Raw genomic sequence first — 19,432 nt, forward strand, 5'->3', positions numbered from 1 at the left:
CTCCCTTATCTACAATAGTTCATTCATGAAAATTTGTGAATTATGGTTTCTTTCAAGATTAAATTCAGAAACAGAATCCACAATACTTTCTGTAGTTTTTAATAGTACGTTTAAGTAATATTGATTTTTTAAAAGTACCATTTTAATGTGCTCTTCTAATTCTATCATGTTTTTTTGTAATTCTTCTATTTTTTTAATTTCTTCATTAGAAAAATAAGAAAATAAAAAATGAACTTTCGTTGTCTCTATCCCTTTTTCTTTGCAATACATACTTATCGTTTCTTGAAAACGATGTGTCAATTGTTTAACTTGTTCAATATATTGAAGCTGCCTCGTATGCAAAGATTGCACATCTGCTAATTTTTTTTGTTGCAGATGCTCATAAATTTGTTCTCCGAGTGCTCCGATATGTTCATACGTATCTTTAATTTCCGTAAGTTGTTCATATAGATTTTGGTACATCATGTCCTCCCTCCTTCTACAACACCAAATTAACAATTAAACCGTGGATTTCTCCAATCTGATTTAATATTTCTAAGTGTCCAGTTTTTGTATTTACTAAATTCATAACATCTTCTAAATCATTCAATCCATTTTCCACTTGCTTTATAACCGTCATTTTTTGCGAATAACCGTAGCGTGGATGACGTGATAATACATCTTTATACTGCATCAAATTATCTACATAGAAATTCAAAAATGACTTTACTGTACTTCTGTATTCCATAATATTATCAACTGTTAATTCTTGTTCAATCTTTTCTTTTATTTCGCCGATGTTATCAACAAGTGCCTCGATTTGTTCAAGCAATTTTTCATTTTTTGGATCAGCTTGTAATTTCTCCGAAAAAGATGGACGCATTGTTTCTTTCGCATTACTTGCTGTTGGTAACTGGGTTGGCATATGGGATAAAATCGGACTGGTTGGTACAAAACGTAACATAATACATCACCTATTTAATCTTTATCGTTTTATTGTAAAATCTATTTATTTATAATTATAACTTGTTCAACGATAATTTGCAGTTATTTTTTGCACAATCTATGTTACAATTTACGATGAGGTGGCAGATTCTATGAATATATTCCTTTGTGGTTCCAATCAATTAACAACATTAGATCAAGCGGAAATAAAAAACTTTTTATCTGAATATGCTTATAAACATCGAATCTATGTGTTATGCTACAAATCAATTGAAAGTGAAGTCCTTCGCTTTTTTGTTGAGAATGAGCAGCTTGCTCCTAATTTATCGATATATACATTACAACCTTTACATGTATTATCAGATGAATTTCAAGACATTGTAGCATATTTAAAAGTTCAAGGAGCACAATTCTTTTCTTTCAATCATCCAAACGAAGCAATTTATCGCTCAGAATACGTGTTTTTTGTAAAACAAATTGTCAAAGAGTCCGATTTAGTGTTTTGTTTTTATAACGGTGACAAACATACAGCTGTCATACCGATAGATATTGCAAAAGAAGCAAGAAAAAATGCTGTTATTTTTGATTTACCTGGTCTGCAAGATAAAGAAGACAACAAAAATTTCGACCAAAAGATTCGCATGATGTAAAATAATAATTAAATAAGGAGGAGGCACAATATTGTATATTGTGCCTATTATTATAATGAGCTTAGAACAGGACTATAATTATTTCATTAAACAATTTAAACAATATTTCAGTACCGATATTTCTTTATATAAACAAGATAGAATGAAAAGAAGAATCGAATCTTTTATTACACGAAAAGGATATTCAAGTTATACAAACTTCCTACATGAATTACAACGCGATTCTTCCCTATTCGCTGAGTTCATCGATCACTTAACAATAAACGTATCTGAATTTTACCGAAATCGTGAAAGATGGGATGCTCTTGAATCAAAAGTATTACCGAAACTTATTCAACAAAATCAAAATAAATTAAAAATGTGGAGTGCTGCTTGCGCTGCAGGTGAAGAGCCTTATACATTATCAATGATTCTTTCAAACATTTTACCAAAATATCGATTTGAAATTCATGCAACTGACCTTGATTTGAATATTTTAGAAAAAGCAAAACAAGGAACTTATTCTAGCCGTTCTTTAAAAGAAGTTCCAAGCACTGTAAAACATACATATTTTACGCAAATAAATGATCAATATAGCGTTCATCCTGATATAAAGCAGCAAGTTACATTTAAGCAACACGATTTATTAGTACAACCATTCGATATAAATTTTGATTTAATTATTTGTCGAAATGTTATGATTTATTTTACAGAGGAAGCACGAACAAAAATATACGAAAAATTTAGCCGCTCACTCAAAAAAGGCGGGGTGTTATTTGTCGGTAGTACGGAACAAATTTTAACTCCAGAGCGTTATAACTTACAACGATTTGATACTTTCTTCTATGAAAAAATATAATTTTAATAAAAAACAGGTTGCTTTCATTATTGAATAGCAACCTGTTTTTTATTAAAGCCAATCGGCAAAGCTTACATTTGTGGTCAATAGACACTACTATACTCATGGTTTCACTTTAGAGTCACTTATACTTATCCATACATAATATATATGAATCCAAATTGAAAACCTGACATAAAACCTCCTCTTTTAGGGGAGGGCGAGAGCGTCTGGCCTCGCATTGGAGCGGTCAGAGCCTTTTCTACCACATGCCAAGTTTTAAATAAAAGGAGCAGGACAGTAGCGGGCATGTTGTATTCTACATAGCAACAATCTATGTGTTAAAAAATCAAGTTGTATTTATATATATGCATATTAGCCAGACAACCAAGAAAAAGCCTGTAATAGACCATTTATGCTGCCCTACTAATTGCTTCACCTGCTGCTGAAACTGTGTCATACTCATTTCAGCTAACGCTCGCCACATACTAACATCACGTTCTTTCGAAAAAATAGACGATGCATCAACAACTGTACTTTCATTAGGAACTTTTGCAATGTAATTTGTTATCACTTGAATAACCATATCTATTTTAGATGGGTCTTGCCTTAACATATGAACAAGGGCTGTTACATCTAGCAAAGGGATCGTCACTTGTTTTCCATGCGGTAGAAAAGGGATTGGTAATTCAATAAAGTCATATGTGCCATCTAATAAAGGTATTTGGCGAACATGGACATGTTTCACAAGCTCCTGCACTTTATTTAAAATTTCTTGATACATTTGCTCGCTTTGTCCATCTTTCTCTTCTAACACTATCGATAACTGCTGCAGCAATTGTAAGACTGACTTTAATTCATTTGAGATGTTGCCAAGAGCAACTTCTCCATCTTGTACACTTGATAATAGAATTCCGATTTGATCTCCTTTTGTAACAAGGTGATGGTCAATCGCAAACGATACTGTATATTTTTGTTGTCCTATGGTTACTTCCTTTTCAGTAAAACTTGAAGGCTGTTGTAATGGTTCAAGCGTTTTCTGTCCCATTGTAACTCGATTGATTTCCATATACATGCCCCCTTTTCTCATTATGTCTCTTTAGTAAAACTACCATCAATGAGAAATGCTCCCTCACCGATGGTAGTTTTACTTTATAAGCCCCATTCTTTATTACTTTTAAATATAAAGAATAATAAAAATCCTCCAGATATAATAGCGAATAAATCCGATGACTGTACTCCAGTCTGCTGTTTCTTTTTTTCATCAACATGTTTTTTCTGTTGTTCAGCTGCTTCTTCATCATTTGGTGTATTTAATTCTTCTTTCGATTTCATTGTCACACCTTGGTCAGAAGTCACCTCATCCTGATTTTGTGCTACTGATTTTATCGGTTCTGTTATTGTAATAATTGCCTCTTTCGAAGGAGTTACAGCTTTCCCTTCTTCTTTCTTCCCTTGCTCCTCCACTTTGTCTTTCGGTGGATTCGTTATTTCTTCTTTCTTGCTTTCAGCTACAACTGAAATGACATACTTACTTTCCATGAAACTTTTATTCCCAGCTCCATCGATCAATTCAATTATAGCTTTATAGGTTCCGGCGGGGATTCCATCAGAAATTTCATATTTCCCTATCCAGATACCTTCTTTTTTCTCATATTGGAGCGGGACAGCAAAATTCGTTTCTTTATCTTTTAGACGAATCACAACTTGTTTAACAGATGATTCTACATCCTTTGCCTTAACGCGAATATTTAGCGATTCACCTTTCTTCATTTCAAATGCATTCTCTAGATGATCCTGAATCAAAAATTCTTCTACCTTTGGTCCTGCTTTATCAAGAAGAGGCTCTTTATTTTCAATATGAACAAGATCAACTTTCTGCTCTACAGGTTCTCTATCACCATTCATAAGGAGAGCAAGCTGCCAGTCTCCTTCTAAATCATACGGAGTAACTGTATAATTCGTCGTCCATAGTTGCTTCTCTGCGTCATATGTAAAAGTCAACTGGCGTTCCTGTTCTACTTGTTTTTCTGTTTTCAACAATCGAAGCCAACCTATTAATGCTTGTCCACCTAATTCTTTTGGTTTAATCGCAATATGAATTGTTTCTCCAACAATAGCTTTTTTTGTATTTACAGTAACGTATCCTATCTCTGTGTTTACACTGTATTCTTTCACCAGTGTATGATTATCCTGTTTGACAGCAGGAATTTGCTCAATCACTTCCGCTTTTCCATGTAAAGGAAAATGAATGAGCAGTTGTAAGACGATCCAGCCGCTGAGAATATTCCTCATATTTTTCATGTTTAATTTCAAACTCCTATATGATGAGTTTATAGTGATTTAATTACTTTAACACCAAAAAAGCCGTCTACATTTACAAGTTCTCCATAAGCAATTAACACATTATTCGCATAAATTTGAATTGGTTCTTCGATACCCTCATCTAATACTACTGTTTCACTTTCATGTAAACCCAAAATATCTTCGATTGTTTTCATTGTATTACCAAATACAAACTTTAAATCCACTTCTACATTTTGTAATATACCCTCTTCTAGATTTGTAGTAGAAGCATAATTTTGTCGCTGTAAAGATTCCACTGTAGTTGCTTCTTGCTTCTTAACTTCTACTTCGTTTACCTCTTGAGGAATTAGGCGCTTTACTATTCCCTTTGCCTTTGGTATTGGTAAGATTTGATACATTTTCAAATCTAGTAAATCGCCAACTTCAATTTGAAACGTAATTTGAGCGAGTTCATCTGTCATACTAGCTGCACTCATACTTTCCATTTCTTCTTGAAGAGTGACAAATTTAACTCTTGGCGTTGAAATATCCATTTTCTCTCCAAACACCTCGGACATTGCTGTTGCTGCATGCCCCATCATTTGGTTCATAATTTCTTTCACACCACTTAATTCTAAATCAGTTAAATCTTGTTCTAAATCAATCTCGCCATTGCCCATCATCATTAAATCTAGCATTGTTAAGGCAACCTCTTTTGAAAATATAAACATATTTTCATGCTGTAAGCCTTGAATAAAATCTACATTTATAATAACAAAAGGAAGAGATTCTCTATCATAATGATGCGCATTAATAATTTCAACCTTTGGTATGCTAATTGATACAGGTTGATTTAGCAAAGTCGACAATACAGTAGAAGCTGATCCAATAGATATATTCGCAATCTCTCCAAGTGCATCTTGCTCTTGTTGGTTCAATACTTCTATTGTTGAAGGATTATCTTTCTCCTCCATATTCCCTGATACTTGTAGAAGCTTGTTGATCATTCCCTTTGCACTCTCTATCGTAACAATCTGTACAAGCTTCGAATTGACTAAATCATCAATTTTCAAATCAAATGCAATTTTAATGATTGCCCTGCTATTATCAAGATCAGAAATTTTCTTAATTTCATCCTGAAGTGTTACAACTTGAATTGTTGGAGGAGACATGTCAACGGCATCTTTAAAGAACTCCGACATAGAAGTTGCTGCAAAGCCCATCATTTGATTCATCGCTTCTTTAACAGCACTTAACTCTAATTCAGAAAGTTCTTTATTAGCGTCAACCTGGCCTGAGCCCATCATCATTAGGTCAGCAATTGCTAAAGCAACATCTTGCTTAATAACAAGCAAGTTTTCCATTTCAAGCCCTTTTATAAAGTGAATATTTAATACAACGTGTGGAACTTCAACATCTCTTGCATCGTATAATTCAACTACTTCTACGTGAGGCGCAGTAATACTTACTTGACGATTTAATAAAGTAGATAATATCGTAGAAGCTGATCCAAATGATATATTGGCAATTTCTCCAAGAATATCACGCTCTTGTTGTGTTAATAAATGGGAGTGATCTTTCTCTAGTACAAGAGTATCACTTTCTCCTTGTCTATGCTGTTCAGACATTTGTTAAACCCCCTCATATCGTTCTTTCTTTATATCAATAAAAAAATTGTTACATTTCAATATTTTTATACTTATATAAGATTAAATACAAAATTTCAAAAGAAAACAACTATATTTCATACATTTTTAAAAAATTATTACAAAAACAACGAATATACAAATTGAAACTCCCGTTAATGGAGGGGGCTCTATTTCTATTAATAAAACCTTTCATTGATTCATACATTTTAAATAATGTTCTCTCTTCTTTAATTCCTCTAAAAATTAGGTTATTAAACTTACTGCCTATGAATAAGGTATTAACCTAAAACTCCCCAACTATGTCTGTTGAGGAGTTGATTCGTATTATAAACCTTCTGGGTTTACAATAAGGACTACCCGTCCGTCACCGAGAATCGTTGCACCTGAAAAATATGTTACGCTGTCAGCAAAAAAGTCTCCTAGCGATTTTAGTACAATTTCCCTTTGACCAATAATCATATTTACAAACAATCCATAACTACGATGTGAATTACGAACAATTAACACTGGAACCATTTGTCCCTCATACGCGTCTAAAGCTTCTTCTAATGTCTTCTCGCCGAAAATAACACTTAAATGCTTTACTTCAATAATTTGATCACGATAATTCAAAACATCTTTTCCTTGCAGTGTTTGAATATCTTCTTTTTTCACACGAATTGCTTCAACGATATTTCCAAGTGGTACGGCATAACGTGTTTCATTTGTTTGAACGAGCATAGATTGAATAATGGAAAGTGTTAATGGAAGCTCAATACGGAACTTACTTCCTTTTCCTTCTTCTGATTCAATGATTACATGTCCTCCCAAACTACTAATTGTATGTTTCACAACATCTAGCCCTACACCGCGGCCGGATAAATCAGAAACAACTTCCGCTGTACTAAATCCCGGTGCAAGAATAAGATCGTACACTTCACGATCTGTTAGCTTACTTGCTTCTGCTTCTGTCACAACACCGTTTTGAATCGCCTTTTTCAAGACTCTTCCTTTATTAATACCATTACCATCATCAGAAATTTGAATGACAACATGATTACCACTATGAAATGCCGCAAGTTTAATTGTTCCTGTTTCACTCTTTCCTACACTACGTCTTACATCAACGGTTTCAATACCATGGTCGATTGCATTACGGATAATATGTACAAGCGGGTCTCCAATTTCATCGATAACAATCTTATCAACTTCGGTTTCTTCACCAGTAATTTGCAAATCTATTTTCTTACCAAGATCTTTTGCAACCATACGAACCATACGTGGAAAACGATTAAAAGCTGTTTCAATTGGAACCATACGCATATTTAATAAAACATTTTGGATGTCCTTTGAAATATCTCCCAATCGGTTCAAATGTTCAATTAATTCTTTGTTTTGAATCGCTTCCGCCAATTCATCAATTCTTCCGCGTTCAATAACACTTTCTTCAAACATATTCATTAAACGCTCAATTTTTTCTAATTGCACACGTATCGAACGGTTTTCAACTTTTACATTCTTATTTTTTGCTTGTGACTTAGTAGATTCCTTTACTGGTGATTGTTGCGAAGTCGCTAACTGTTTTTCACTTTTTAAGACGGATTGCTTTTCTTCTTTTTGTACCTCTAATTTATTGATTTCTACGTGCTCAATTTCAGATACACTACGTACAGCTTGTTGAATTTCATCTTCACTAGATTTGGTTTTTATATGCACAGTGAATTCAAAATCAAAGACGTCTAATTCAATTTCCTCTACAGTTGGTACTGTTTTTGTAATTTCCCCAATGTTTTGCAATGCTTCTATACACATAATTGCTCGTACTGCTTTTAACATTGCCTGCTGCTGAACAGAAATATGCACAGCATACATCACATCATCTGAATTTTCTTCATTTTCTATCTGTTCTACAGCTTGCTCAGCATGAAGCAATGCTTCTAATTTTTGCTTTGTACTAGCGACATGAATATTCCCCATACCACCTTGTTGTACATCTGCAACCATTTTCTCTAAATTATCAATACATTCAAAGATGACATCAATAATATCTGCATTTACCGCTATATTACCATGACGAATTTCGTCTAATACGTTTTCCATTTTATGCGTTAAATCTGCCATCTCTGTAAATCCCATACTAGCTGACATCCCTTTAAACGTATGAGCAGAACGGAAAATCTCACTGACAACTTCCATATCTTCTGGATTTTGTTCTAATGTGAGCACATTTTCATTTAACGCCTGTAAATGTTCTTCTGACTCTTCAAAAAAAATGCTTAATAAGTCTGTTTGCATATCAATCCCCTACCTGTCCGTCCTGTAAACCTATTATTCATGTATAACAATTTAATGGTTCATAAACTAATAGAAAGGATACAAAAAGGAGGTACCCTTTCCCTTACATATACAGTCCTACACTTATGTGTTCATTGGTACCTCCTAATTGGTATGTATGTTAACTTGTTACTACTTTTGTTAATGCTTCAATAACACGATCAGCTTGGAACGGTTTCACAATAAAATCTTTTGCTCCACTTTTAATTGCATCTAATACCATACCTTGTTGTCCCATAGCAGAACAAATAACAACCTTGGCATTTGCGTCAATTTTGATAATTTCCTTTAACGCCTCTAATCCATCCATTTCTGGCATTGTAATATCAAGTGTTACGATGTCTGGTTGCAACTCTTTATATTTTTGAATTGCTTCAATTCCATTTTCCGCCTCACCAATTATTTCAAAATCAGAATTACTTTGTAATAAATTTTTAATCATCGTTCTCATAAATACTGCATCATCTACCACTAAAATTTTGTGTGCCATGTTAATAATTCTCTCCTTCTATTTATAAAGATATCTTAATATTAAATGTCCTTATTTCTAATTCATTATACAAAAAATAACGACACATTTTAAATATTTTTTTTTAGAATGCTCATATTTTTATATTTTTTTTTAAAATTACACGAAAATAAGAATAAAAATAGAACATTTTACTACATAATATTACAACTCTTTAATGTAAATTACAACACGGCGGTTTTTTTGCCAATTATTTGGAGAGTCGTTTTCAGCAACTGGTTTCGTATCCGCATACCCAACTGCCGCTAAACGTGATGGTGTAACTCCATAGTCTTCTATTAGTAAATGGATCATATTTGCAGCACGTGCAGATGATAGCTCCCAATTAGAGGGAAATTTCTCGTTATGAATTGGTCTATTATCCGTATGACCTTCTACAACAATTGGATTTGGAATAGATTGAAAGAATCCAACTAACTGACCTACAATTCCTCTTGCTTCTTCCTTAATTACAGCATCTCCCGTATCAAACAATAAGTTATCAACAATAACAATACTTACACCTGTATCTTCTCGATACACATTGACGTCTCTAATACCTTGATTTGTTACATACGCACTTAACTTTTTATACAACTCATCTAACGTTTTTTTTGAATTTATCTTTTCTTTATTTTTATCATGTGAAATATCAGGTATTGTGTTTTGGACTACCTGTTCTTTCTCATTCTCATTATTAAATGTTTCTAGCATTTTCGAGAATTTCCCTACATCTGTTTTTGATGTCGCAACTAATAATACAAAAAAGGTAAGCAATAGCATCGTTAAATCTGTAAAAGTCGTCATCCATCTTGGCGAGCCTTTTTGTAGTCTTTTTATCATTATACCACCCCTAAAACTAAGCTACTTTTTTCACCTTATTTTCATAAACAAATGCATCAAGTTTTAATTTTAGTTTAGAAGGAATTTGACCGCAATATAGTTCTGAAATGGCTTCAATAACAAATTTCTTTTCAAAATATATATCTTCAATACCACGATACATTTTTTCCGCGAGTGGTATAAACACTAAGTTTGCAAGAACAGAACCGTATAGTGTCGTTAACATCGCCACTGCCATACCAGTACCAATTTTTGAAGTATCTTGTAAGTTTTGCAGCATAAGAATAAGTCCAATTAACGTCCCAATCATTCCCCAAGATGGCGCAAAATCACCAACTTTATCAAGTAATATAGCGCCCTTTTTCAATTCATTTATTTCTGTCTCAATGTCGCGTTCTAGCACTTCTTTCAACTCTTCTTCATCGTACCCACTAAGCATTAAACGAATGCCTTTTTGAATAAAGGGATTATCAATTTTTTCTCCATCTTCCTCTAATGATAGCAGTCCATGCTTTTTTGATTTTTTTGAAAAATCGACGAATAAATCGGCTAATTGTTCCAAATTATCTTCTTTTCTATTTAACACATAAAAAATACTTTTTGTGTGTTTTTTGATCTCACTGAAACGATATGCAACAATAACAGTTGCGATTGTTCCACCTAATACGATAAAAATTGAAGAAATGTCTAGAAAATTTTTAAATCCTTTCACCCCGCCTCCCTCGAGCATAATAGCGCCAGCAATAAGTACAAATCCAATTATTATACCAAATGGACTGGAAATATCAAATCTTCTTGTTCTTTGTTTTCGGACAATTTTCATATCACTATCCTCCCCTTCATTTTCTATGAGAATAACAACTTCATTTATATATAGATGCAAATTGAAAAACTAACATAAAAACCCGTTTTTTTTTCGGTGGGCGAGAGCGTCTGGCCATGAGTAGAAGCGGTCAGTACCTATTTCTGCTACATGCGATGTTAAAGTAACAGGTTACTTTTTGCCTGTCATAGAAGCGACTAGTATGTTGGAAAGTCAAGTTGGATATATATTGCCTCTTCCATACTTCTCTATTATACTTTTTAAATCCATATATAACAATGTATGCATAAAATTGACACATTCTACTTTCTTATTAAGATTAAAATATACGGAGGCGAATTAATATGGAATATAATATCTTAAAAGTAATTGCACTAGCAGAAAAACTAAAATATGAAATGCGGCACAGTTGGCTTTCTAACGGCCGTCAAGAGAGTGTAGCAGAGCATACATGGCGGATGTCGCTCATGGCTATCCTCGTCCAACCTTATTTAGATAAAAAAGTGAATATCGAAAAGTTGCTTAAGATGGTCATTATTCACGATTTAGTCGAAGCTGAAGCTGGTGATATCCCTGCATTCGATACGATGAATAGTGAGGAATTACAACGAAAAAAACAAGAAAACGAACAACAAGCAATCCGAAATATTAAACATACACTGCCAGGTCCACTTGGGGAAGAATTATATGAACTATGGATGGAGTTTGAAGAAAAAGAAACGTATGAAGCAAAAGTAGCAAATGCTCTCGACAAACTAGAAGTGAAAATTCAGCATAATGAAGCAGATATCGATACGTGGCTTCCAATTGAACATAAAATGACATTCCAAGTTGCCCAGCATACAGATTTTGATTCTTTCTTATCAAAGCTGCAAAAAATTATTGAAAAAGAAGGCGAACAAAAATTAGTTGCTGCTGGGATTGATGTTGAGGCTTGTAAGCAGTAAAAACTTGTACAATAAATATTTTAAAGACCTTTTTTTCATCATGCAAAAAAGCAAACCTGTTTGAACAGATTTGCTTTTTCTACATTATTTTTGATTAAATCCCTTTTTAATCAAAAACTCTTTCATATGTAGGCGTTTTTCCTGTGACATAAACGTACTCATTGATCCCGTCCATGTTACATCCTTTTGATTTGTCAATCTTTCCTTATAATATTCATTAGTCGTACAATCATATTCATCTAGTAGTTCGCTATATTTCTCTTCATCATATGCGTTTTCATGTAGGATCGCTCCAACTGGTAGGCGTGGTTTTACCCCATGCTTTTCATCTGGTACACCAACTGTCATTCCAAAGACTGGGTACACGTTATCCGGCAAATGTAGTAATTCACTTACTTGTTCTGGGTTGTTACGAATTCCCCCAATATAACAAATACCATATCCAAGAGATTCAGCGGCAAGCGCTAAATTTTGAGCAAAGAGAGACACATCTACCGTTGCCACAATGAAATTTTCTGTAGTATCAGATTTAATTTCTGTTCCATGCTTCTCACACGCAACTTCTAACCGCTTTAAATCCGCACAGCAAACAAAGAATGCCGCGCAACTTTTCACGTGACGATTTCCAGATAGCTCTGCTAATTGCTCTTTCAGCATTTCATCTGTTACATATACAACTGAATAGGCTTGCACAAAATGTGATGATGCTGCATGCTGTGCTGCTCCAATCATTCTTTCAATTATATTCTTTGGAATGGGCTCTTTCTTATATTTTCGTACTGATACGTGTTGTTCCATTGTATGTATTATTTCATTCACAATATCCTACCCCCTGTAATCTGAATACTCAATAATTATCACATTTTTTGCAAGATTTCTCATTATATTTGATTCATCAGCCAATACTTCGTAATTGCTACATACTCTCTAACATTAGATTGAATGATAATAGGCTTTGGTGTTCTTGCTGACAATCCCTCTAGCTGCAAACCCTGTTTTTCAGCAATTTTTTTTGCACGGTACATATGAAAATCATTCGTTACAATGATTCCCTTCTTCTTATTTTGTGGAATAAGAGATTTTGAGAATTTTATGTTCTCATCTGTATTCGTTGAACGATCTTCCATTGTAATTCGCTCTTCCTGAATTCCCTCTTCCATCAATCCACGTTTCATAGCCAAAGCTTCGGAAATATCCTCTCCTTTTCCTTTCCCCCCAGACACAATTACAGTTGTTTGTGAATGTGTTTTTAAATATTCAGCTGCTTTATCAATACGATATTGCAATGAATAAGAAGGTTTTGTTCCTTTCACGCGAGCACCAAGTACAATCATATAATCTGCATCATTTGGTGCTTCCATATGACCATGCTTATAAATAATATATTGTAAAAAACTCATATAAACTGCAGTAATTATAATGAAAATAAAACAATACTTTTTAAATCTCTTTCTTTTTAACATCCTATAAATTCTCCTATTTCCCATTTTTTTCATCATAATATTCTTCCCATTACTTGTATAGCTTTATTTTCCATTTGAAGATAGTTTACCCTTTAAAAGTAATATTTGTACGACTCCCTATATAACAAGAAAAAATCCCCTTAACAGTTAAGGGGACTTCATCACTATATATGTTTTTCTTCCAACACGCGTATAGAAACTGGATGTGAAAAATGATTCATCACAAATACAGCGCACGCTGTTAATAGCTCCGCAACAGGCATTACAAGCCATATTCCATTTACACCAAATAATTTTGGCATCACCCACAGAAGAGGGATGATAAGCAACAACCCGCGGCTTAAAATAATTAAAACAGCTTTTTTTGTTTTTCTTACAGATTGAAAATATTCTCCGTACACGATGTTATAACCTAAAAATACGTATTGCGTGAAGAATAAGCTAATCCCTATTACCGTCATATTTAATAATTCTTCAGATTGAACGTCAAATAAATCGATAAGATATTTCCCAAACAATACACCAATCAGTGTTGCGATAACACCAAGTACAACGGCTGTTTTCACCGCAATCTGTAGCCCTTGTTTCAACCTTTCCGTTAAGTTTGCACCATAATGGAAGCTCGCGATCGGTTGCAGTGCTGCCCCAACGCCAAAGAATAAAAGTAACGTCATAGCGTGAATACTGTTTATCATCGCATATGATGCAACGCCTTGCTCACCAACGTACTGAATAAAAGTATTATTAAAAGCAATTGTTACAATTGCCACCGTAACCTCTGTCGTGAAACTCGGAAATCCAATAATCATAATTTGCTTTACAGTCGACCATTCTAAATGTAATTTCGACCATTTTAAAATACTGTTTTTTCTAAAGAAATGACTTAGTAACACCAGAAATCCGATTGCTGCAGATAAAATCGTAGCAGATGCTGATCCAGTTACACCCCATCCTAAAATGAAGATAAAGATATAATTAAATACAATGTTTAATACCGCCGTTATAATCAGACCGGCCATAGCTAAATTGGGATTTCCATCATTCCGTATAAATGTACTCAATACATTTTCTAACACATATATCATTCCAAATGTGAATAATACGTGTAAATAATCTAATGAATACGGTAAAATTACATCATTTGCACCAAATAAGTATGCTATCTCTTCTATTTTCCATAAACAAATCATCATTAACATACCAACAATCACAACAGCTATTGTCATCGATTGTGTGAAAATAGAACGCGCTCGCTCTATTTTATTTTCTCCTAAAGCGATAGAATACAACGTAGCTCCGCCCATTCCAATCCATAGTGAAATGGAGAAAAAGATAGAAAATGCAGGAACAGCAACGTTTACTCCTGCCAACCCGTTCGCTCCGACACCACGGCTTACCATAACTGCATCAATCATAATATTTACCGACATCAGTACCATTCCAAGTACAGCCGGAATTAAATAAGAAATAAATAAACTTTTAATTGGTTTTTCTCTTAAATGCTCAGTTGTTTCCATTATAAAATTCTCCTTTACGACTCTCTGTTCACATTGTAAACCTTCAAGTAACTTGAAGGTCAAGAGAGAAGTAAAAAATTAAAATTTCACTTTTTTACCACAGGGATTTGAATTTCTGTCACTTGCTCCTCTTGATTACTCGTTACAGACCAATCAATTAAAGTGAGTTCAATTGCGTCACCACATATTTCATACCCATCCTTCTCAATAGCTAGTAGTAGCCTCTTATAAGTCTTACCAGTTTCTTCGTATGGTCCATGATGATACGCACACGCATACGTCCCTTCTTCAATCACATTAAAAGTAGTAGCTTGAAACGGCATGTAATCAAGGAGAATAAATACACTATTGTATGCTTGGAAATCATGTTGTAACAATGCATCTTTTGCTACGGTAACACCGATGTCACCTGAAAATAAACTTTCATCTGTTTGTTTCATATTTTTTTGAAGTGAATGAATATAATATTCAAACATATCATCCGTTACATTTGTTCCATTTAAAGTGATAGGAAGAGCTGTAATTTTCCGCTTTGGTATTTTTTTAAAAAACACCGTATCTGCATCTGTTTGTACAGCTTCTTTCATTAAATGAATTTTATGCTTTATTTTGGCTAACGTATATTCAATTTCCTTTTGTTTTTTCAGTAACATCTCTTCCTGTTTCTCTAATAAATCCAGCGCAAAAGCTGGTGTTCTTTCATCTATATATCGTTTAATTTCTTTTAGCGGTATATTTAGCTGCCGTAAAAACTTAATCGTATCCAACATTGAAAATTGATCGATTGTATAGTAGCGATAATTTGTTTGTGAATCAACAATCGCTGGATGAAAGATTCCTTTTTCATCATAGTACCGCAATGTCGATTCAGGAATATTATGCATTTTCGCCATTTCTCCAATTGTAAAACGTTGATTTAATAACATATTTATTTCTCCGTTCGTTTCAAATTCATTAACCTAATCACACTTTTTATATTGTCCCTTTACCTCGTTCATAACAGTTTCGCTTTATTCTCGCTCTCTATAAAATAGCAAGTATACTATATGTACTCTTTATAATAAATAATAAACTGAAAAGCGAGCCTTGTCATTTTGGCTCGCTTTCAACGTTTATTAAATACGTCCCATCGCCGCTTCCACTGTTTCTACAACAAACGTAATTTCTTCGTTAGAAATTACAAGCGGCGGCGCTAATGTTAAAATGTTATTATAACCAGCTGTCGTCATACCGTTACGGCCAATAAGTAACCCTTTTTCTTTACAAGCATTCACAATACTTGCGATTTTGTCCCCATCAATTGGCTCTTTCGTCGCTTTATCGTTTACAAGTTCAATTCCAATGAGTAACCCCTTCCCGCGAATATCTCCTACATATGGATGGTCACCAATCGTTTCTTTTAATTTCTCTAATAGAAGAGATCCCATCTGAGCAGAACGATTAATCAATCCTTCGCTCTCCATAATTTCTAAATTTTTAAGTGCCAATGCACAAGCTGCTGGATTTCCGCCAAATGTATTAATATGCCGGAAAAACTCGTATTCTCCTGCCCCTTGAAATGCCTCATAGATCTCTTTTTTCACTGCCGTTACGGACAACGGTAAATATCCACTTGTAATTCCTTTTGCTGCCGTAATAATATCTGGCTTTACATCATAATGCATGAATCCAAAAGGTTTCCCTGTACGTCCAAAACCACAAATAACCTCATCACTAATAAGAAGTGCTCCATGCTTTTTGCACATTTCATGAACAGCCTTCATATAATTTTGCGGCGGCATTAAAATACCTCCGCCTGTGATAATTGGTTCCATAATAAATGCTGCTATCGTTTCGCTCAATTCCCACGTCATCACGCGATCAATTTCTTTTACACATTCCACATCATAAATATCCTTTGCTTCAATTCCTGGCATGCGATAACAGTCTGGCGGCGTCACATGTAAGAAGCCTGCTGCTAACGGCTCATATTGATATTTCCGCTGTGCTTGGCCCGTTGCTGCCATTGCTGCCATCGTATTTCCATGATAACCGCGGTAGCGTGCCATAACTTTAAAACGTTGCGGTTCCCCTTTATATGCATAATATTGACGAGCAATTTTAAATGCTGTCTCATTTGCCTCTGATCCACTGTTAGAGAAGAAAATAACGTATTCCCCGTCAAGCCACTCATTTAATTTTTCTGCTAATCGAATTGCTGGCTCATGTGATTGTGACATCGGAAAATAAGAAAGTTTTTGTAACTGCTCATAAGCAGCATCAGCTAGTTCTTTTCTTCCATAACCACTATTCACACACCAAAGACCGCTCATTCCATCTAAATAGCGTTTTCCTTCACTATCTTCCACCCAGCAGCCCTCTGCTTTCATTCCAATCATTGTACTATTCGGACTATACGGACGCATTCCATGCCATACGTATTTTTCATCTTTTGCTAATAATTCTCCAGATTGCTTCGTTTTCACCATACATTCCACCTTCCATGACAACTTTTATATTTTAAGCTGCTTGGTGCTTCATGATGATTTCAATATTTCTCTTCCTAAACTTTCATTCCACAAAAATGCAGTGAATCCTACTAGTTAATAAAAAAACTCAAATAAAAGAAGTAATAAATGTTATTTAGTAAAATAGAAAACAGAGTGCTTTCCTTTAGCCAAAAAGCACTCTGTTTTTCTTAATGCGCCGATACGTCATTAATACCATGTCCTGTATTCGACTTTACTAATATTTCATCAAATTTCGCGGCATCTTCTTTCTTACTAGATAAAATCGTCCCTAAATATGCAGCTAAAAATCCAAGTGGAATAGAAACGATTCCTGGAGTTGTATATGGGAATAATGGTTCCCCAATAAAAATTGCTTTTCCAGCCACTGGATTCCATACGTTCGGACTCATCGCAACGAGCACAATCGCTGAAGTTAAGCCAATAAGCATACCACAAATTGCCCCCGTCGTATTAAAGCGCTTCCAATATATCGTAAATAAAATTACTGGTAAGTTCGCACTTGCAGCAACAGCAAATGCAAGAGATACAAGAAACGCTACATTTAACGATTGTGCAAACAGCGCTAAAATAATGGAAAACACCGCAACCCCTACCGACGCGTAACGCGCCATTTTTACTTGTTCTTTTTCCGTCGCTTTTCCGCGGCGTAAGATTTCATTATAGAAATCATGTGCAAACGCCGATGCTGCCGTTAATACAAGTCCTGCTACTACAGCTAAAATTGTCGCAAAGGCTACTGCCGAAACGAAAGCAAATAAAAGATTTCCACCTAACGCTTCTGCTAACATTGGCGCTGCCATATTACCAGCTGGATTCGCTTTCACAATTGCCCCATTCCCAACAAATGCTGCTGCACCAAATCCTAGGAAAATTGTCATAATATAAAAAGCTCCGATTAGCCACGTTGCATATACAACAGATTGGCGCGCTGTTTTTGCATCACGTACTGTAAAGAAGCGAACGAGAATATGCGGCAATCCCGCTGTCCCAAGAACAAGTCCTAAATTTAACGAGATTGTATCTAACCCAACTTTATACTTTACACCAGGATTTAAAAATGCTTCTTTCAATGGTGTTGCTGTCTTCATTTGTGCAAACATTTCTGTAATACTAAAGTTAAATTTTGCAAATACAATAACTGAAATAATAAAAGTACCGGCCATTAATAATACTGCTTTAACAATTTGCACCCAGCTCGTTGCTGTCATTCCGCCAAAAATAACATATACAGTCATCAATGTCCCAACAATGAGTACAGCCGCCGAGTATTCGATTCCTAATAATAATTTAATAAGCGCTCCAGCTCCGACTAACTGTGCAATCATATAAAAAATTGAAATTGTCATCGTGTTAAGCGCTGCTACTCCGCGTACTTTTTTCGCATCAAAGCGTGCTGCAATCATATCTGCTAACGTAAACTTCCCAAGGTTTCGAAGCGGCTCTGCAACAAGATACAGTACAACTAAATAGGCAACAAGAAAACCAATACTATAAAAAAATCCATCAAACCCTGTTAATGCTATTGCTCCGGCAATTCCAAGAAAAGAAGCAGCGGACATGTAATCACCCGCAATTGCCAAACCGTTTTGCCATCCTGTTAACCCACCGCCTGCTGTATAAAAATCACTTGCATTTTTTGTCTTTTTTGATGCATAGTACGTAATGACAAGCGTTCCAAGAACAATGACTAAAAATAAAGTAAAAGCTGTTGTATTCAATATTTATCCCCTCTCTTTATCCAAGTGTTCAAGAATTTGATTCGATAACCGATCAAATGATTCGGCTTTTTTACTATAGATCATGCACAATGTCCACGTCATAACGAACTGAGCAAATGCAAATACCCATGCCCATGTAATATCACCAAATGCTGATGTATTGAGCACCTTTGAATACGATGTTAAAATTGGTAAAGCAATAAAAAAACTGAGAAAGAAAATGCTCATCGGTACAATAAATTTTTTCTTTGCTTGTAACAAATTTTGAAATTCGGCAGATTGTACTACGTTTGTATAATTGATTTCACCATTCAATTTACGCGCAGATGTTTCTTGTTTCATTTCATACCTTCTCCTTCCTTTTCAATCCAATTCGTCAAAAAGTTCTCTCATAACTAAAAGTAAAAATTTTATAAATATTCAGAAACTTAAGTTTATTGTAGACAATCTATTTTTGTAAGCAA

Annotated in this window: 18 protein-coding genes and 2 pseudogenes; 3 read left to right on the forward strand and 17 right to left on the reverse strand. The window is 34.6% G+C overall.

Features of this window, described 5'->3' with window-relative positions; translation table 11 throughout:
- Nucleotides 1–9: 9 nt before the first annotated feature.
- The gene (gene flgN / locus H280_RS0102365; protein ID WP_028411071.1) at nt 10–462 is read right to left on the reverse strand and encodes a flagellar export chaperone FlgN; all 453 of its coding nucleotides are present in this window, start codon (nt 460–462) and stop codon (nt 10–12) included.
- A gap of 16 nt (nt 463–478) precedes the next feature.
- Complete coding sequence (locus tag H280_RS0102370) at nt 479–943, reverse strand: YaaR family protein (RefSeq protein WP_020059510.1); 465 nt, start codon at nt 941–943, stop codon at nt 479–481.
- Nucleotides 944–1,076: 133 nt separating this feature from the next.
- Between H280_RS0102370 and H280_RS0102375 the strand changes: the two genes are divergently transcribed.
- Nucleotides 1,077–1,574, forward strand: a complete 498-nt coding sequence (locus H280_RS0102375; RefSeq protein ID WP_020059511.1) for a hypothetical protein — start codon at nt 1,077–1,079, stop codon at nt 1,572–1,574.
- A 55-nt stretch (nt 1,575–1,629) separates the two neighbouring features.
- Nucleotides 1,630–2,412 carry a CheR family methyltransferase gene (locus tag H280_RS0102380; protein ID WP_028411072.1) on the forward strand — a complete coding sequence of 261 codons (783 nt, stop codon included), beginning with the start codon at nt 1,630–1,632 and terminating at the stop codon, nt 2,410–2,412.
- A gap of 328 nt (nt 2,413–2,740) precedes the next feature.
- On the opposite strand, the gene H280_RS0102385 is transcribed toward H280_RS0102380, so the two are convergent.
- The 8 genes and pseudogenes from H280_RS0102385 to H280_RS0102415 form a co-directional block, all read right to left on the reverse strand.
- Nucleotides 2,741–3,460, reverse strand: a complete 720-nt coding sequence (locus H280_RS0102385; RefSeq protein WP_020059513.1) for a hypothetical protein — start codon at nt 3,458–3,460, stop codon at nt 2,741–2,743.
- Nucleotides 3,461–3,543: 83 nt separating this feature from the next.
- A complete protein-coding gene (locus H280_RS0102390; RefSeq protein ID WP_020059514.1) occupies nt 3,544–4,695 on the reverse strand; it encodes a hypothetical protein in 1,152 nt (383 codons plus the stop codon).
- Between the two features lie 29 nt (nt 4,696–4,724).
- Complete coding sequence (locus H280_RS0102395; protein WP_020059515.1) at nt 4,725–6,305, reverse strand: flagellar motor switch protein; 1,581 nt, start codon at nt 6,303–6,305, stop codon at nt 4,725–4,727.
- A 345-nt stretch (nt 6,306–6,650) separates the two neighbouring features.
- Nucleotides 6,651–8,165, reverse strand: a pseudogene (locus H280_RS0102400) (chemotaxis protein CheW); the annotation flags it as partial.
- A 186-nt stretch (nt 8,166–8,351) separates the two neighbouring features.
- Nucleotides 8,352–8,600: pseudogene (locus H280_RS26890) on the reverse strand (Hpt domain-containing protein); the annotation flags it as partial.
- A 160-nt stretch (nt 8,601–8,760) separates the two neighbouring features.
- Nucleotides 8,761–9,129, reverse strand: coding sequence for a response regulator (locus H280_RS0102405; RefSeq protein WP_020059517.1), 369 nt, complete (start codon nt 9,127–9,129; stop codon nt 8,761–8,763).
- Nucleotides 9,130–9,312: 183 nt separating this feature from the next.
- Nucleotides 9,313–9,990, reverse strand: a complete 678-nt coding sequence (locus tag H280_RS0102410) for an OmpA family protein (RefSeq protein WP_020059518.1) — start codon at nt 9,988–9,990, stop codon at nt 9,313–9,315.
- Nucleotides 9,991–10,006: 16 nt separating this feature from the next.
- Complete coding sequence (locus tag H280_RS0102415; protein WP_020059519.1) at nt 10,007–10,813, reverse strand: MotA/TolQ/ExbB proton channel family protein; 807 nt, start codon at nt 10,811–10,813, stop codon at nt 10,007–10,009.
- A gap of 344 nt (nt 10,814–11,157) precedes the next feature.
- Between H280_RS0102415 and H280_RS0102420 the strand changes: the two genes are divergently transcribed.
- Nucleotides 11,158–11,760, forward strand: coding sequence for an HD domain-containing protein (locus H280_RS0102420; RefSeq protein ID WP_020059520.1), 603 nt, complete (start codon nt 11,158–11,160; stop codon nt 11,758–11,760).
- Between the two features lie 84 nt (nt 11,761–11,844).
- Here H280_RS0102420 and nfsA read toward each other — a convergent pair whose 3' ends face one another.
- From nfsA to H280_RS0102455, 7 genes are all read right to left on the reverse strand, one after another.
- On the reverse strand, nt 11,845–12,579 hold the full coding sequence (nfsA, locus tag H280_RS0102425) for an oxygen-insensitive NADPH nitroreductase (RefSeq protein ID WP_020059521.1): 735 nt from the start codon (nt 12,577–12,579) through the stop codon (nt 11,845–11,847).
- A gap of 62 nt (nt 12,580–12,641) precedes the next feature.
- Nucleotides 12,642–13,223: a YdcF family protein gene (locus tag H280_RS0102430; protein ID WP_020059522.1), complete on the reverse strand. Its 582-nt coding sequence runs from the start codon at nt 13,221–13,223 to the stop codon at nt 12,642–12,644.
- Nucleotides 13,224–13,387: 164 nt separating this feature from the next.
- Nucleotides 13,388–14,740 (reverse strand): MATE family efflux transporter, encoded by a 1,353-nt coding sequence (locus H280_RS0102435; protein WP_020059523.1) that lies wholly within the window; start codon nt 14,738–14,740, stop codon nt 13,388–13,390.
- An 86-nt stretch (nt 14,741–14,826) separates the two neighbouring features.
- On the reverse strand, nt 14,827–15,666 hold the full coding sequence (locus H280_RS0102440; RefSeq protein WP_020059524.1) for a MerR family transcriptional regulator: 840 nt from the start codon (nt 15,664–15,666) through the stop codon (nt 14,827–14,829).
- A gap of 189 nt (nt 15,667–15,855) precedes the next feature.
- On the reverse strand, nt 15,856–17,208 hold the full coding sequence (locus tag H280_RS0102445) for an aspartate aminotransferase family protein (RefSeq protein ID WP_020059525.1): 1,353 nt from the start codon (nt 17,206–17,208) through the stop codon (nt 15,856–15,858).
- Nucleotides 17,209–17,417: 209 nt separating this feature from the next.
- The gene (locus H280_RS0102450) at nt 17,418–18,968 is read right to left on the reverse strand and encodes a solute symporter family protein (protein ID WP_020059526.1); all 1,551 of its coding nucleotides are present in this window, start codon (nt 18,966–18,968) and stop codon (nt 17,418–17,420) included.
- Nucleotides 18,969–18,971: 3 nt separating this feature from the next.
- The gene (locus tag H280_RS0102455; protein WP_020059527.1) at nt 18,972–19,310 is read right to left on the reverse strand and encodes a DUF485 domain-containing protein; all 339 of its coding nucleotides are present in this window, start codon (nt 19,308–19,310) and stop codon (nt 18,972–18,974) included.
- Nucleotides 19,311–19,432: the final 122 nt, after the last annotated feature.

The sequence above is a fragment of the Bacillus sp. 123MFChir2 genome, from assembly GCF_000383235.1.
In the GTDB taxonomy this organism is placed as follows: domain Bacteria; phylum Bacillota; class Bacilli; order Bacillales; family Bacillaceae_G; genus Bacillus_A.

Coding starts and splice junctions, on each gene's coding strand:
- flgN (WP_028411071.1), bottom strand. CDS start 462: ATGTACCAAAATCTATATGAACAACTTACGGAAATTAAAGATACGTAT.
- H280_RS0102370 (WP_020059510.1), bottom strand. CDS start 943: ATGTTACGTTTTGTACCAACCAGTCCGATTTTATCCCATATGCCAACC.
- H280_RS0102375 (WP_020059511.1), top strand. CDS start 1,077: ATGAATATATTCCTTTGTGGTTCCAATCAATTAACAACATTAGATCAA.
- H280_RS0102380 (WP_028411072.1), top strand. CDS start 1,630: ATGAGCTTAGAACAGGACTATAATTATTTCATTAAACAATTTAAACAA.
- H280_RS0102385 (WP_020059513.1), bottom strand. CDS start 3,460: ATGGAAATCAATCGAGTTACAATGGGACAGAAAACGCTTGAACCATTA.
- H280_RS0102390 (WP_020059514.1), bottom strand. CDS start 4,695: ATGAAAAATATGAGGAATATTCTCAGCGGCTGGATCGTCTTACAACTG.
- H280_RS0102395 (WP_020059515.1), bottom strand. CDS start 6,305: ATGTCTGAACAGCATAGACAAGGAGAAAGTGATACTCTTGTACTAGAG.
- H280_RS0102405 (WP_020059517.1), bottom strand. CDS start 9,129: ATGGCACACAAAATTTTAGTGGTAGATGATGCAGTATTTATGAGAACG.
- H280_RS0102410 (WP_020059518.1), bottom strand. CDS start 9,990: ATGATAAAAAGACTACAAAAAGGCTCGCCAAGATGGATGACGACTTTT.
- H280_RS0102415 (WP_020059519.1), bottom strand. CDS start 10,813: ATGAAAATTGTCCGAAAACAAAGAACAAGAAGATTTGATATTTCCAGT.
- H280_RS0102420 (WP_020059520.1), top strand. CDS start 11,158: ATGGAATATAATATCTTAAAAGTAATTGCACTAGCAGAAAAACTAAAA.
- H280_RS0102430 (WP_020059522.1), bottom strand. CDS start 13,223: ATGTTAAAAAGAAAGAGATTTAAAAAGTATTGTTTTATTTTCATTATA.
- H280_RS0102435 (WP_020059523.1), bottom strand. CDS start 14,740: ATGGAAACAACTGAGCATTTAAGAGAAAAACCAATTAAAAGTTTATTT.
- H280_RS0102440 (WP_020059524.1), bottom strand. CDS start 15,666: ATGTTATTAAATCAACGTTTTACAATTGGAGAAATGGCGAAAATGCAT.
- H280_RS0102445 (WP_020059525.1), bottom strand. CDS start 17,208: ATGGTGAAAACGAAGCAATCTGGAGAATTATTAGCAAAAGATGAAAAA.
- H280_RS0102455 (WP_020059527.1), bottom strand. CDS start 19,310: ATGAAACAAGAAACATCTGCGCGTAAATTGAATGGTGAAATCAATTAT.